At 45.5% G+C, this 13,226-nt stretch carries 16 protein-coding genes; 14 read left to right on the forward strand and 2 right to left on the reverse strand.

The features are described 5' to 3' along the window. Positions 1–2 precede the first annotated feature (2 nt). The 5 genes from recN to C7R91_RS13855 all read left to right on the forward strand — a co-directional run bounded on the left by recN (position 3) and on the right by C7R91_RS13855 (position 6,006). Entirely contained in the window at positions 3–1,727 is a 1,725-nt protein-coding gene (gene recN, locus C7R91_RS13835) for a DNA repair protein RecN (protein ID WP_047068864.1), read from the forward strand. Positions 1,728–1,965: 238 nt separating this feature from the next. Further along, a complete protein-coding gene (gene spoIVB, locus C7R91_RS13840) occupies positions 1,966–3,300 on the forward strand; it encodes a SpoIVB peptidase (RefSeq protein WP_047068865.1) in 1,335 nt (444 codons plus the stop codon). A gap of 260 nt (positions 3,301–3,560) precedes the next feature. Further along, the gene (gene spo0A, locus C7R91_RS13845) at positions 3,561–4,349 is read left to right on the forward strand and encodes a sporulation transcription factor Spo0A (RefSeq protein ID WP_007720793.1); all 789 of its coding nucleotides are present in this window, start codon (positions 3,561–3,563) and stop codon (positions 4,347–4,349) included. 139 nt (positions 4,350–4,488) lie between these two features. Further along, positions 4,489–5,157, forward strand: coding sequence for a hypothetical protein (locus tag C7R91_RS13850; protein ID WP_047068867.1), 669 nt, complete (start codon positions 4,489–4,491; stop codon positions 5,155–5,157). Between the two features lie 162 nt (positions 5,158–5,319). Beyond that, a complete protein-coding gene (locus C7R91_RS13855; protein ID WP_047068868.1) occupies positions 5,320–6,006 on the forward strand; it encodes a hypothetical protein in 687 nt (228 codons plus the stop codon). Positions 6,007–6,084: 78 nt separating this feature from the next. On the opposite strand, the gene C7R91_RS13860 is transcribed toward C7R91_RS13855, so the two are convergent. Further along, entirely contained in the window at positions 6,085–6,522 is a 438-nt protein-coding gene (locus tag C7R91_RS13860; protein WP_047068869.1) for a hypothetical protein, read from the reverse strand. Between the two features lie 95 nt (positions 6,523–6,617). Between C7R91_RS13860 and C7R91_RS13865 the strand changes: the two genes are divergently transcribed. From C7R91_RS13865 to C7R91_RS13875, 3 genes are all read left to right on the forward strand, one after another. Beyond that, a complete protein-coding gene (locus tag C7R91_RS13865; protein ID WP_047068870.1) occupies positions 6,618–7,088 on the forward strand; it encodes a hypothetical protein in 471 nt (156 codons plus the stop codon). 114 nt (positions 7,089–7,202) lie between these two features. Beyond that, positions 7,203–7,781 (forward strand): beta-class carbonic anhydrase, encoded by a 579-nt coding sequence (locus C7R91_RS13870; protein WP_047069478.1) that lies wholly within the window; start codon positions 7,203–7,205, stop codon positions 7,779–7,781. Continuing rightward, complete coding sequence (locus C7R91_RS13875) at positions 7,774–8,631, forward strand: metallophosphoesterase (RefSeq protein ID WP_258183147.1); 858 nt, start codon at positions 7,774–7,776, stop codon at positions 8,629–8,631. Before C7R91_RS13870 ends, C7R91_RS13875 begins: the two co-directional genes overlap by 8 nt. 7 nt (positions 8,632–8,638) lie before the next feature. Here the strand turns inward: C7R91_RS13875 and C7R91_RS13880 are convergent, their stop codons facing one another. Further along, positions 8,639–9,505 (reverse strand): LysR family transcriptional regulator, encoded by an 867-nt coding sequence (locus C7R91_RS13880; RefSeq protein ID WP_047068871.1) that lies wholly within the window; start codon positions 9,503–9,505, stop codon positions 8,639–8,641. Between the two features lie 100 nt (positions 9,506–9,605). Here C7R91_RS13880 and C7R91_RS13885 point away from each other — a divergent pair, with 100 nt between their 5' ends. The 6 genes from C7R91_RS13885 to steA all read left to right on the forward strand — a co-directional run bounded on the left by C7R91_RS13885 (position 9,606) and on the right by steA (position 13,226). After that, positions 9,606–10,415, forward strand: a complete 810-nt coding sequence (locus tag C7R91_RS13885) for a class I SAM-dependent methyltransferase (protein WP_047068873.1) — start codon at positions 9,606–9,608, stop codon at positions 10,413–10,415. After that, positions 10,399–10,773 (forward strand): VOC family protein, encoded by a 375-nt coding sequence (locus tag C7R91_RS13890; RefSeq protein ID WP_047068874.1) that lies wholly within the window; start codon positions 10,399–10,401, stop codon positions 10,771–10,773. Before C7R91_RS13885 ends, C7R91_RS13890 begins: the two co-directional genes overlap by 17 nt. A 2-nt stretch (positions 10,774–10,775) precedes the next feature. Then, on the forward strand, positions 10,776–11,579 hold the full coding sequence (locus C7R91_RS13895) for a class I SAM-dependent methyltransferase (RefSeq protein ID WP_047068876.1): 804 nt from the start codon (positions 10,776–10,778) through the stop codon (positions 11,577–11,579). Between the two features lie 115 nt (positions 11,580–11,694). Further along, positions 11,695–11,871 carry a DUF2759 family protein gene (locus C7R91_RS13900; RefSeq protein ID WP_083995031.1) on the forward strand — a complete coding sequence of 59 codons (177 nt, stop codon included), beginning with the start codon at positions 11,695–11,697 and terminating at the stop codon, positions 11,869–11,871. After that, a complete protein-coding gene (locus C7R91_RS29695; RefSeq protein WP_255322377.1) occupies positions 11,872–12,003 on the forward strand; it encodes a hypothetical protein in 132 nt (43 codons plus the stop codon). Between the two features lie 56 nt (positions 12,004–12,059). After that, a complete protein-coding gene (gene steA / locus C7R91_RS13905; RefSeq protein WP_047068877.1) occupies positions 12,060–13,226 on the forward strand; it encodes a putative cytokinetic ring protein SteA in 1,167 nt (388 codons plus the stop codon).

The raw sequence follows: 13,226 nt of genomic DNA on the forward strand, positions 1-13,226 counted from the left end.
CGATGCTAGTGGAACTCTCGATCCGAAATTTTGCCATCATCAAATCAGTAACGGTCTCTTTCCAAAAAGGGTTAAACATCCTGACAGGGGAGACTGGTGCTGGTAAATCCATCATTATCGATGCGCTAGGACTGTTGTTAGGGGGCCGGGCTTCGGCTGATTTTGTCCGTTACGGTGAGCCTCGTGCAGAAGTGGAAGGGCTGTTTGAGTTGCCGCCTGGTCACCCCGGACTTGACGTTTGCAAGAATGTCGGCGTTCAAATTGAGCAAGACGGCATGCTTGTGGTACGCCGAGATATATCGAATCAAGGGAAAAGTATCATTCGAATCAATGGCCAGCTCGTAACCCTTGCTATGCTGCGTGAGTTAGGGCCATGGCTGGTTACGGTGCATGGACAACACGATACGCATATGCTGATGCAGTCAGACAAGCATATCAATTGGCTCGATGCATACGGGGAAAGTGCGTTGGGAGCTGCGAAGCAGGAGTACAGTACCCTGTATACTGCGTACCGCAAAACAAAGCAAGATCTGGAGCGCATGGCACGCAATGATCGGGAGCTGGTACAGCGTATCGATCTATTGCAATATCAGCTGGATGAAATTGAGGCGGCAACCCTCACGCCTGGTGAAGACGAGAAGCTCATGCAGCAGCGGAAAAAGTGGATGAACATTGAAAAAGTTTATTCAACGATTCAAGATGCATACCGCGCATTGCATGGTGACCAGAAGGGCATGGATTGGTTAGGACATGCGATGGGTGAGCTTGAGCGTGGTGTGAACTACGAAGAACAGCTCGTTCCGATTTTGGAGATGGTCCAATCGGCTTATTATCAGATAGAAGATGTGGTTCATAACCTTCGTCAATTGTCGTACCAAATGGATTTTGAACCGGAGCAGCTGGCAGAAGTAGAACGCCGCCTAGATCAAATCCAGTCTTTAAAACGCAAGTATGGCAAAAGTGTAGACGACATTTTGGAGTACGCTGCCACGATTCAGGATGAATTGGATGACATGCATCACTACGAAGATCGCCTTCAGCAGGTGGAAAAGCAGCTGCAGGAGCTTGCAGCCGATTTGGCCGTGGAGGCATTGGAGTTGTCGGTTATTCGTTCCGAATGTGCAGGAAAGCTCGCACAAGAAATCGAGCAGCAGCTAAAAGAACTGCACATGGAGCGTGCTCGTTTTGCCATCGACGTCAGACAGACACCGGATGATGACGGGGTAGAAATCGACGGAATCAAACGCTTCGTAGACGCGAACGGAATGGATCAGATCGAGTTTTTAATCTCACCTAACCCGGGTGAGCCATTGCGGCCCTTGGCGAAGATTGCATCTGGCGGGGAACTGTCTCGTGTCATGCTGGCCATTAAAACGATTTTGGCGGGCACTGATCAAGTGGAGACGCTCATTTTTGATGAAGTCGACACGGGTGTAAGCGGAAGAGCGGCTCAAGCGATAGCAGAAAAGCTCGCCCGAGTAGCTGGGCAGCGCCAGGTCCTGTGCATTACGCACTTGCCACAGGTCGCCTCCATGGCAGACGCGCATTTTCTGATCAAAAAGGAAATGAGCGAGAATGAAACAGAGACGCGGGTGAATCGTTTGTCTGATGATGAACGGGTATCAGAACTGGCTCGCATGCTGAGCGGGGCAGAGGTAACTGCGAAAACAGAAGAACATGCACGCGAGATGATCCTTCTCGGCCGTGAACGAAAGACTGTCAGCTAATTCGGTTGGCAGTCTTTTTTTATTGTAGGTAGTACAACGATGGTCTCGCCAAAGGCTTGTGAAGGCTGGTTTTCTAATGTTTTGAGTGGGTTATTTTCCTGACATAATCCGCTTGGCTGGTGGCAACATTAAAGGTACACAAGGTGGAGGTGTCCCTCATGACCGCTTGAGGTCAATCAAAACGGACTGACCGTTTTGTTTTGTAGGTGTAGGTAGGGAACGGTAGGAGTGATTACTGGTGATCCGACAAAACAAAAGAAAATGGATGGGAAGTCTCCTTCTCCTCATCACGGCGCTTGTCGTGAGTTCCACCCCGTTCCGCGATCTGTCCTCCTTTCCCCGTGAATTGCGTTTGATGGAAGGGTCCCTCGAGCAACTGCGGGTCTCTGTGCCGGTAATGGGCACGCTAATCAATAGCAATCCTGATATTTTGCACGTTAACGGGACAGAGGCGCGTGAGGTATCCGTTGATTTGAGCAGACCTATGTCTGTAGAACCGCGTAGGGCTGGGGAAGCCCAATTGCAGGTGAAGTGGCATAACATTCCGCTGACTGCTGTAAAAGTAAATGTATTGCCAGATCTGCGGTTGTACCCTGGTGGACAGTCAATCGGGGTGAAGCTGCAAACAGCGGGTGTTTTGGTTGTCGGTCATCATTTAGTAGACGATGGGAAAAACAAGTTTTCTCCAGGTGAACAGGCAGGTATACACGTTGGTGACATGATTATCAAAATGAACGACATGTACATCAACGACATGAACGACGTTAAGAAATTAATTAACGAAACGGGGAAAAAGAATCATTCCGTTCAATTGCTTGTCGTTCGTGGCAAGGAAAAGCTATCGCTCACTTTGCACCCGGCAAAAGATAAAAAAGACAGTGAATACCGTATGGGTCTCTATATTCGGGATTCAGCGGCAGGGGTAGGGACACTGACCTTTTATGATCCAAATTCCAAAGCGTACGGGGCATTAGGGCACGTCATTTCCGACGTTGATACTGGTCAAGCCATTGTCGTAGGAGATGGCCAGATCGTGCAAGCAAGTGTCACATCGATTGAAAAAGGACAAAGTGGCAACCCTGGGGAGAAATTTGCGCGTTTCTACAATGAAAGTGAAGTTCTTGGAAATATAACGAAAAACACCCCATTTGGCATTTTCGGCAAAATGAAGGACGAGCCCAAACGCAGCTATTATCAGGAGCCGTTACCAATCGCTCTTGCTGAGCAGGTAGAGGAAGGGCCGGCCAAAATTCTTACTGTTGTGGAAGGCCAAAAGGTAGAAGAGTTCGATATTGAGATCGCAAATGTGGTCAAGCAGCATTTTCCTGCAACCAAAGGGATGATTATTAAAGTCACAGACAAACGCCTTTTGGAAAAGACAGGTGGCATCGTACAAGGGATGAGCGGCAGTCCGATCATTCAAAAAGGCAAGATCGTCGGTGCCGTCACGCATGTGTTTGTCAATGATCCTACTTCGGGATACGGCTGCTACATTGAATGGATGCTTCAGGATGCTGGCGTGAACGTCCGAGATACTGCCGAATCCCGAACCCATAAAACGAAGGCTGCCTGAAGGAAGTGCCGTCACGCAAACGAAGCGAGGCGGCTTTTCCGATTTTTGCAGTCCTTTGACGAATCGGTTCATGAATGAAAGGAATCTTTGTCGAAATATCAGTTAAATCATTCAATCTTTCGTCATTGGCAGGAATGGAATTTGCTTTGTCGAATTATTTTTGTAGAGAAAAAGTTGGTATGGATAATCCTTTTAGATTTGTTAACTTCTAGAACGCCACCTTCTTTCCAAAAGACCGTCCATTGTTAGGAGGAACGACCTTGAGCAAGATTGAAGTGTTGTTGGCAGATGATAACCGAGAATTTGTGAATCTGTTAGAAGAGTACATCAGTAGCCAGTATGACATGAATGTTGTGGGTGTTGCTTACAACGGCAATGAGGTAGTTCGACTGCTGCAGGAACGTGTACCCGATGTATTAATTTTGGATATCATCATGCCACATCTGGATGGCTTGGCTGTTTTGGAGCAAATTCAGGCCATGCGCTTAAGTCCTCAACCTAAAATTATCATGTTGACTGCTTTCGGGCAGGAAGAGATTACAAAGAAAGCAGTAGAGCTGGGAGCAGCATACTACATTCTGAAACCGTTTGATATGGAGGTGCTGGCTCAGCGCATCCGTCAAATCATTACAACCAAGCCTGCCTCTTCTTTTGTTTCTTCTGTGAAACCGCAAGCTACCCTGCAAATCCGCGGGCGTAATTTGGACGCGAGCATCACCAGCATCATTCATGAGATTGGAGTTCCTGCGCACATCAAAGGCTATTTGTATTTGCGGGAAGCGATTACAATGGTATATAACGATGTCGAGCTGCTCGGCTCGATTACCAAAGTCCTGTACCCGGACATTGCAAAGAAATTCAATACAACAGCTAGTCGTGTAGAACGTGCCATCCGTCATGCGATTGAAGTAGCATGGTCCCGTGGTAATCTGGACTCCATCTCCAGCTTGTTTGGTTATACGATTTCCAACACCAAGGCGAAGCCAACCAACAGTGAGTTTATTGCCATGGTGGCGGACAAGCTGCGGATTGAGGCGAAGATTAGCTAGGATGTAGATACTTAAAATTATTTGCAAGATCCTTAACTAATACAAAAAGACATTAGCACTTTCTTGCTAGTGTCTTTTTGTATTAGTAGGATTCTTATATGGTTGGGGAATTGCAAAGTATAGATTATTGGAGGCAGTTATGAAAATCCAATTCCTTCAAAAAGAAATCTGGTTACAGAATAGAAAGTACATTGTTCTAACTCCTACCTTTCATGCGAAAGATATTTTTGCATGTGAATTTGATAAGGACATGTTTATGATTTTTGGCAATCAACAATCGTTGCAGTATTTAGCTTGTGTTCTACTTATAGGTGCGGATCACAGAGATAAAATCATTTATGTAACAAATATGGAAAAAGATTTACCTATACACTTGCATAGATTTTCGCATACGAAAAAGAATAATGAACTTGTTTTCCTGCATCATTCCCTACAGCTTAATACGCATCAGTGGAAAGAGCTAAGACAGAAAGTACATAAGCAAAAGGGAAGAATTAGAAGTTTTGAAGTGAATCCAAGAAAATTTTCTGATCTAGATTATAAAGATTATTTAATGTTCCATTATAAGGAAAATAAAGATAAGATATTAATGAAGCGGGACTATGACACTCTTTTTATAACAGGGAGCAAAATTGTATTTGAATATGCTTCTGGTTTATTTGAGCCACTTTCAAGAACGGGAGCAGGTTCATTTCTAAGGAGTTTCGGTCATGATCATTATCATTTAGATCTATTTACCCGAAACAATCAAGCTCTTTGTGTTGATTACTATGATATAGCATTGTGGAATAAACATTTAAAAGATTAATGAAATATAAAAATAATAGCCCAAAATGTGGATGCAATGAGATTGGAAAAGGGAGACAAGTTGGAGATGCAGCAGTGTTTCCTTTAGGCAAGATTATTCCTCTTGGTTCTGCCATCATTCATAGAAAATATAAAGGTTAATCTGATCTGGAGATAATTAAAAATGAGCAAACTATTGTCTTATAAAGAAATTCATATTAGTTCTTCTACATCACCAATTGAGTTTAAGCGGGCTGGTTATCGTCAAAGGTTTTTAACCATTGAGGGAAAAGAGATCGCCAATACAGGTATAGATTGTGAAACCTGTCTTTTTTATGCCGACGTTTCAGGAATGGATATGAAAAACGCAACAAAAATATCGAACAAATTAAATCGAGGGATAAATAGACTAGACCAAGATTTCATGTCTGATTTATCCTGTCTCATTCCCAAAGGTCATTATATTGCAACTTTGCTGAAGGTGTATCCTAGGATGAAAAGAGAGGCAGTTGGGTCTGAGTACTATAAGGCTGGGCTAAGGAATATTAGCAGTATGAAGAAAATAGAGGAATATATAGTACCCATTCAATCCAGTGAATCATTGAATCATGTAGCCATAAATGATTATGTAGAAAGGGTGAATGTAGAAGAAACACCAACAGCGTTGAGCATTTCTTTCCTAGATATAAAATATCCGTTGAATTATTTTGATGAGATATGGGTTTATAGTCATTTCTTATTGGATGGTCATCATAAAATGTTTGCGGCAAATAAAGCTAAAAAAGCAATTACCCTATTATCCTTTTTATCGATTGATGAATCATTCGCAAATAAGGAGCAATTAGGAAATCTATTTCAGGTTTTAACCTAATGTATTGGCTAGTATACGTAGAAGTGTCTAGGGGCAAGAAATAAGCCAAGGTATTTTAACCTTGGCCTTTGATGAAACTCAATTAGAAGTTTCTTTATTTGGTGTAGTAGGTGGTTTTTCGGGGCTTGCTGCGGGTGCGTTTCTATATTCAAAGACCATTTCAGAAGTACTGCTTAATCCGGTTTGTTCCATGCCTTTACTGGTCAAGGCAATTCTGCCAAATGCCGTAATAGTGGAAGGAATCCTTCCATCTGGTTTGATAATGGTCACAGAAACGGAGTTAACTTCTTCTTTCTTGTCTTTCGCTAAGGTCCGAGTATTTTCAACTAAAGCGCGCAATTCCTTTTCATCATTTGATTCTGTCGCTAAAGCAACCATCCACATTCCGGTGCTTTCGTCAAATCGGTCAATGGCTAATACATATGCAGGTAGCGGCACTTCTGGTGTGCTTGCCGTTTCACTACAGGCTGGAAGGATTAGTACTAGTGCAAGTATGAAGGCTAGTCTAAATTTCAATCTGCAACTCTCCTGATTATGTTTTTAATCATTTTACCAAAGTTGGGTTATTTTTACTATAACTAAAAAGTACTCTTTCCGGAGGAACTGAATCAATGTGCCTAGAATTATTTGTTATGATAAAAGAAACACCGGGATTTGAACCGAAGCCGCTAGTCTCCCCTTATGTTTTGACGGGCAAGCTGTCACGGGAAAATAGCCCTCATTTTTTCAGGCATTTTCCGAAAAAACAGGGCTGGTGGGTGACAACTGAAGAGGGGTGCGCTTGCAGATTTAGCATTTCCAAGCATCCTGATAAAGTAAAACTCGGGATGTACCCAGAAGAGGAGAGGCCCCGTCAGTATCAAAAATACGTAGAGGACTATCAAAAAAGGATGGACAGAATGATGCATCTCCGTGAATGGTGCGAAGAGTTGCTTGACCACGACAAGGCGCAGGTTGAACTGTATGGTCTATGGATAGGTGACAAATTCACAAAAAGAGAACCCATTTACTCAACGATTGAGGAACTCTTTTCTCCAAAAAAATTTCGTTTAGAAGAGAAGCATTACATCCTGACAAAATGAACCATTTGATAATAAACTGCCAGAGTCCCTTGCGAGATTTTGGTCCTCCTAGGTAAAATAGAAAAGCATACAATACAAATACATACTACTAAGAGCGAGGCAGGTGCTGTGAAAGTGCGCAATTTGGATAAAATTCTCGCATTTAACCGTGAATTTGTAGAGAAACATGAATATGAAAAGTACCAGACCACCAAGTTTCCTGATAAACGACTGGTTGTGCTTTCTTGCATGGATACGCGGTTGGTGGAACTGTTGCCGAAAGCCATGAACATACACAATGGGGATATCAAGCACGTAAAAAGCGCCGGGGCAATCGTGTCCCATCCTTTTGGGAGTATCATGCGAAGCATTCTCGTGGCGATCTATGAATTGAATGCAGAAGAAGTGATGGTTGTCGGTCATTATGACTGCGGGATGAGCGCGATCGACAGCAAGCGCACCATGGAGAAGATGCTGGAGCGAGGAGTCTCGGCTCAAACGTTCTCCACGCTTCAACATGCAGGGATTAACTTACACAAGTGGCTGCACGGATTTGATCGTGTAGAAGAAAGTGTGAAAAATAGCGTAGATACGATTAAAAATCACCCGCTCCTCCCACCGAATGTGGACGTCCATGGTTTACTCATTGACCCGGTAACCGGAAGATTGGACGTTGTCGTGAATGGGTATGAGCGAACGAAGGACAGTGAATGATCCAAACCTTGCCCCCATTTCGCGGAAATCATTTCTCCACAAAGTCACGAAATGGGTAGGGGGGTTGATTGGTCTCGGTATAGCGACTGGCGTGTACGGTCATGTATGGGAACGAAAAGCACTTGATATTGTGCGATTGTCCATCACAATACCGGGATTGCCGGAAAGCTTTAAGGGGACAAAGCTCATTCATTTCAGTGATGTCCATCTCGGTCATTATTTTGAAGTGAAAGAGCTGGAGTCGGTTATTGCCGTGATCCAGAGCGAAAAGCCGGATTTGATTTGCTTCACAGGGGATATCGTTGATGAAGTGACGCGACCTCTATTCGCTGCTGTTCCCCTTTTTAATCAGCTCCTAGCCCCATTAGGCAAATTCGCCGTTTTGGGCAACCACGATTATCGAGCTGGTGAACAGCAAAAAGTTCGGGATGGATTAGTCGCGTCTGGATTCGAAGTGTTGGATAATCGGCATGTTGTCGTGCACAAAGATGGCCAGCAGCTATACATGGCGGGAGTGGATGACCTTTTCTATGGTGTACCTGATCTATCAAAAGCGCTAGAAAATATCCCGCCAGAGGGCAGCGTTATCTTGTTGGCCCATGAGCCTGATTTTGCTGATAGGGCGTCAGAGCATCCCGTGCATCTCCAACTGTCCGGCCACAGCCATGGCGGACAAGTACGCTTGCCCTTCATTGGTCATCTTCTGGCGCCGCAATACGGACGTAAATATGTACAAGGGCTGTATCAGGTAGGCGGCATGGCTGTGTACACCAACAGAGGATTGGGAACGACGATCTTGCCTGTTCGCTTATTTTGCCGCCCGGAGCTTACGGTACTAACCCTTCAGTGAACTTTTCTTAATAATGTTCCTTTATCCATTGGACGAATTGCTGGAAAGCATCGTCCTCTTTTTTTGGATGCAGGTAGGCGATGAGTGTGGGGCGCACTAATTCGCCGTTTGCGATATCGTAGGCAACCAAGCTTCCGGTCGTTAGCTCTTGTTGTATGGTTCTTTCTGGCAGGATGGTGATCCCTAGCTGACGTTCGACCATTTTTTTAACAGCATTGAAGCTGTCCAATTCCATAATAATATTCGGAAAAACCCCCTGCTGCGCCAGATAGCGGTCAATCCGTTGGCGATAAGGAGCGGTCTGATTCCCGAACACAATCATTTCCTCGGTTCCCCATGCCTGAAAACCTGGAAACCCGCTTGCCCAGGGATGGCTGGGCGCCATGACGAGCAGGAGTCGATCGCTGGGAAGGAATTCTTGGTGGATGTGAGGGTGATACATTTCACTCCCGAGAAAGGCAATATCAGCCGTTCCCGTTAGCAGGGCGCTGAGGGACTCCTCGTACAGCGTAGAGCGGACGTAGCAAGTAAATCTCGGATGGGCAATCCGGTACTCTCCAATCAGTCGCGGCAGTTCATAGGCGACAAAGGCTTTTCCTGCGACGATGTTCATCGATTGGCGCTGTTCTTTCTCCTGGATAAAGGAACGCATTTGCTCTACGATGTTCGTTGCAACGGGTAGTAACCGACGTCCTTCGCCTGTAAGACTCACTCCTGAGGCAGTACGAACAAAAAGCGTACTCCCAACTTGGCGCTCTAGCTGCTTCAATCGGTGCGTCAATGTTGATTGAGCCAAAAATAATGCCTGTGCCGCACGATTAATCGATCCATGACGAGCAATCGTCAAAAATACCTCAAGACTTTCTCGATCCATTGTGAGTTGCCTCCTATTCAAATTCTCGATAACTAGTTATCTGTATTCTATAACAAGGATGACAAACATTGGAATATGATGTAGGCAGGAGGTGTTCCTGATGAAGAATGAGGAGATCAAACGAGCTGTTCAAGCGCAATTTGGAAAAAATGCAGAGCACTACGTGCAAAGCAAGACGCATGCAAAAGGCAGCGACCTGGAACTGATGGTGGAGTGGATGCAGCCATCAGAGAAGTGGCGGGCACTGGATATCGCCACAGGAGGCGGGCACGTAGCGAGGACATTGGCTCCACATGTGAGCTTGATCGTCGCCACGGATTTGACTCGCCAGATGCTCATGGCGGCGTCTGCGGCCAATGAAACAGCGCTTGTCCATAATGTGATGTATGTTCAGGCTGATGCAGAATCTCTCCCGTTTCTCGATGAATCCTTTGAGATCGTCACATGCCGAATCGCGGCTCATCATTTTCCCGATCCGGCGGCTTTTGTTCGTGAGGTGAGTCGCGTGCTTTCTCCCAGTGGGTTGTTTCTCTTCATCGACAACGTTTCACCTGAAGAGTCGTCACTCTCGGCATTCATAAATGAACTAGAGAAAACTCGCGATCCCAGTCACGTTCGTTGTCTTTCCGTGAGTGAATGGCGCACTTTATTTGAAGCGAATGGCTTGATTCCGCAAAAGCAGCAGGAACGAAAAAAAAGGTTTGAATTTTTACCATGGGTTCAGCGTACTTCCGAATCATCTGAGCAAGAAGCTGCCGTCGAAAAAATGCTGCTGGATGCTACGGGTGAACAAAAAGAATATCTAGGACTTACCACAAAAGAAGGCAGAGTAAAGACCCATCAGATTGACGAATGGATGGTTCTGTGCAAAAAAAGAGGAGGACAAGAAGACGATGACAACAAAGCATGAATGGATTGGGCTCGACCATGTACAATTAGCAGCACCAGTAGGAACGGAGGACGTAGCTCGCAAGTTTTTCGGTGAGCTTTTGGGAATGCCGGAGGTTCCAAAGCCAGCGAAGCTTCTCGTTCGAGGTGGTGTATGGTTTCAATGCGGCGCTCAAATGATTCATATTGGGGTAGAGGAAGGTTTCATTCCCGCGAAAAAAGCACATCCGGCGTTCCTTGTTCAAAACATAGGTTCACTGATGGCGCATCTGCAAGCAAATGGGGTATCGTTTCGGATTGACGAAGAAATTCCTCACCTTATTCGCTTTTTCACAGAGGACCCATTTGGGAACCGATTGGAGTTCATGGAGGCGAAATAGCAATGACAATGGATTTTCACGCGGAGAAAAACCAGTTGAGCTATACAGGGAGAACCGCTGACGATTCGTGGAGTCAGACGATCCTGTCACTTGTCGATCCTGTAGGCAAAAACATCGTGGACATCGGTTGTGGCGGTGGAATTTACAGTAAGGCTTGGTCTGGGCTAGGGGCTGCTTCTGTTACGGGCATTGACTTTTCTAGCGTGATGGTAGAAGCGGCGAGAGAGCAATACGCCGATGATCCGAAGATTTCGTTTGCACAGGGGGATGCCCGCGCAACCGGCTTGCCGAGTCAGTGCGCGGATATTGTGTTCGCCCGCGCCCTGATCCATCATTTCCCGGAGCAAGACTTGCAGAAGTTTTTTAAAGAAGTCATCAGGCTATTGGCACCGGGAGGAATTTGCTTAATCCAAGACCGGACGATGGATGATGTCAAAATGCCTGCCTCGCCGACTCATTTTCGCGGTTATTTCTTTACACGATACCCACGCTTGCTAACGATCGAGCAGACGCGAAGACCGGATGATACAACGGTGCAAAACACGATGAAGCTCGCGGGGCTTGAGCAGGTGAACAAGACGACGCTATGGGAGACAAGACGAGAATATAATAGCTGGTCTGATTTGGAAGCTGACTTGCTTTCAAGAAAAGGCCGATCCATTCTGCATGAATTAACCGATGACGAACTGAAAGACCTCGTTCATACCATCCATGATCACGTAGGCGGGCAAGAAAAATGGAATGAGCAAGATTGCTGGAGTATATGGATAGGTAGAGCTGCTTGTGGCACAATAAAAGGGGAATAATTGTGAAATTTTTTGTTCACAAATTTGGATATGCTTGTCTCATAATACCTGAAGCTATATAATGGAATTGCCATTGTATTCCTGTTGCGTCATCATGGTGAAGGAGTTGTCGTTAATGAAAATCGTTTTATTTGACATCCTGATGTTTATCTTCACATTCTTTATCGCTTGGGGCTGTTTGAACTCCATTAAAGCGAAAAACACATTTGCAATCCTATTTGGCTTTGTATCTTTGCTGGTTTTCCTTTTCGCAGATGGTTTGATCATTTACTACCTGGCCAAGGGTGCGTAGATGAAACTGAAAACGCTTCGCTTAAAAGAGGTTGTGCATTTGATGCGCAGCTTCTTTTTTTGTGTGAAAAACATCTCGATGTTTTTCATTAAATATGACGGGAACGCTGGCGGTCTGCAAAAAACGGTCTGACCGTTTTTTGCATGTGGAAAGGAAATATTTAGCATACTAAAGGCGGAGGTGGAAAAGTGGGCAAACAAAAAGGTTCTGCAGCACATTCATACACGGCTGTTGTAGCGGCTGATCTGAAGACGAAACAGTTGTGCAAACGTCTCCACTCCCATCATATCGCCATTATTAATCATCCGGACGTTGATGAGATAGCCGCACAGTCCTTGTTGGAAAGAGGGGTAAAAGTCATCCTCAACCTCTCGCCATTCATGACGGGGCAATACCCGGCTGAAGGGGCTCGTCAACTTTTAACAAACGGTGCCACACTCTATGAGGTACCGGATGTAGATGTGTCGGATTCGTTCATGGAATGGATCGAAGGCAAGTATGCAACGATACGTGAAGAAAATCTGTACATCCTATTGGAAGAGAAGTGGGTCCATGTATGTAGGTTGCAGCAGGTGACGGCTACCTCTATTTTGAACCGATGGCATGAAGCGCACCATAAGTTGGATGACACACTCTCTTCGTTTATCGACAATACACTTTTGTACGCCAGCAAGGAAAAAGACCTATTTTTAAAACCGCTATGCCATATACGATTACATACAGAAATGGAACAGCGACATGTTGTTGTCGTCGTTCGCGGGAAACATTACAGAGAGGACTTACTTACGCTATCCTCCTACATTCGGGAATATCGTCCTGTTTTAATCGGTGTCGATGGCGGTGCAGATGCCCTCATGGAAGCAGGGTATCGTCCAGACTTGATTGTAGGAGATATGGACAGCGTCTCGGACAGAGCGCTCCAAAGCGGAGCGGAGATCGTCGTGCATGCTTTTGTCGATGGGACAGCACCTGGAACGACTCGCGTAAAAGCTCTCGGCTTGCCTTATCATGTCTTGCCAGCGCCTGGTACGAGTGAAGATGTGGCGATGCTGTTAGCGTACGAAAAGGAGGCTGAACTGATCGTCACGATCGGTGCCCATACAAATATGATTGATTTTCTGGAAAAAGGCCGCAAAGGTATGGCGAGCACATTATTGGTCCGCACGAAGATCGGGACAAAGCTAATTGATGCCAAAGGAGTCAGTCATCTCTATCGGCCGAGCGAGTCATGGAAGCTGTGGGGGTGGTGTATAGTCGCAATGCTTCTCCCCGTTTCAGCCGCACTCGTCATTAATCCGATCGCCCGTCATGCTGTACAGATGATTTGGACCCAGTGGAGGACTTGGACTTTATGA

Source organism: Brevibacillus formosus, assembly GCF_003013405.1.
GTDB lineage: Bacteria > Bacillota > Bacilli > Brevibacillales > Brevibacillaceae > Brevibacillus > Brevibacillus formosus.

Coding starts and splice junctions, on each gene's coding strand:
- C7R91_RS13855 (WP_047068868.1), top strand. CDS start 5,320: ATGAGCAAACTATTGTCTTATAAAGAAATTCATATTAGTTCTTCTACA.
- C7R91_RS13895 (WP_047068876.1), top strand. CDS start 10,776: ATGACAATGGATTTTCACGCGGAGAAAAACCAGTTGAGCTATACAGGG.
- C7R91_RS29695 (WP_255322377.1), top strand. CDS start 11,872: ATGAAACTGAAAACGCTTCGCTTAAAAGAGGTTGTGCATTTGATGCGC.
- C7R91_RS13865 (WP_047068870.1), top strand. CDS start 6,618: ATGTGCCTAGAATTATTTGTTATGATAAAAGAAACACCGGGATTTGAA.
- recN (WP_047068864.1), top strand. CDS start 3: ATGCTAGTGGAACTCTCGATCCGAAATTTTGCCATCATCAAATCAGTA.
- C7R91_RS13885 (WP_047068873.1), top strand. CDS start 9,606: ATGAAGAATGAGGAGATCAAACGAGCTGTTCAAGCGCAATTTGGAAAA.
- C7R91_RS13890 (WP_047068874.1), top strand. CDS start 10,399: ATGACAACAAAGCATGAATGGATTGGGCTCGACCATGTACAATTAGCA.
- C7R91_RS13880 (WP_047068871.1), bottom strand. CDS start 9,505: ATGGATCGAGAAAGTCTTGAGGTATTTTTGACGATTGCTCGTCATGGA.
- C7R91_RS13850 (WP_047068867.1), top strand. CDS start 4,489: ATGAAAATCCAATTCCTTCAAAAAGAAATCTGGTTACAGAATAGAAAG.
- C7R91_RS13900 (WP_083995031.1), top strand. CDS start 11,695: ATGAAAATCGTTTTATTTGACATCCTGATGTTTATCTTCACATTCTTT.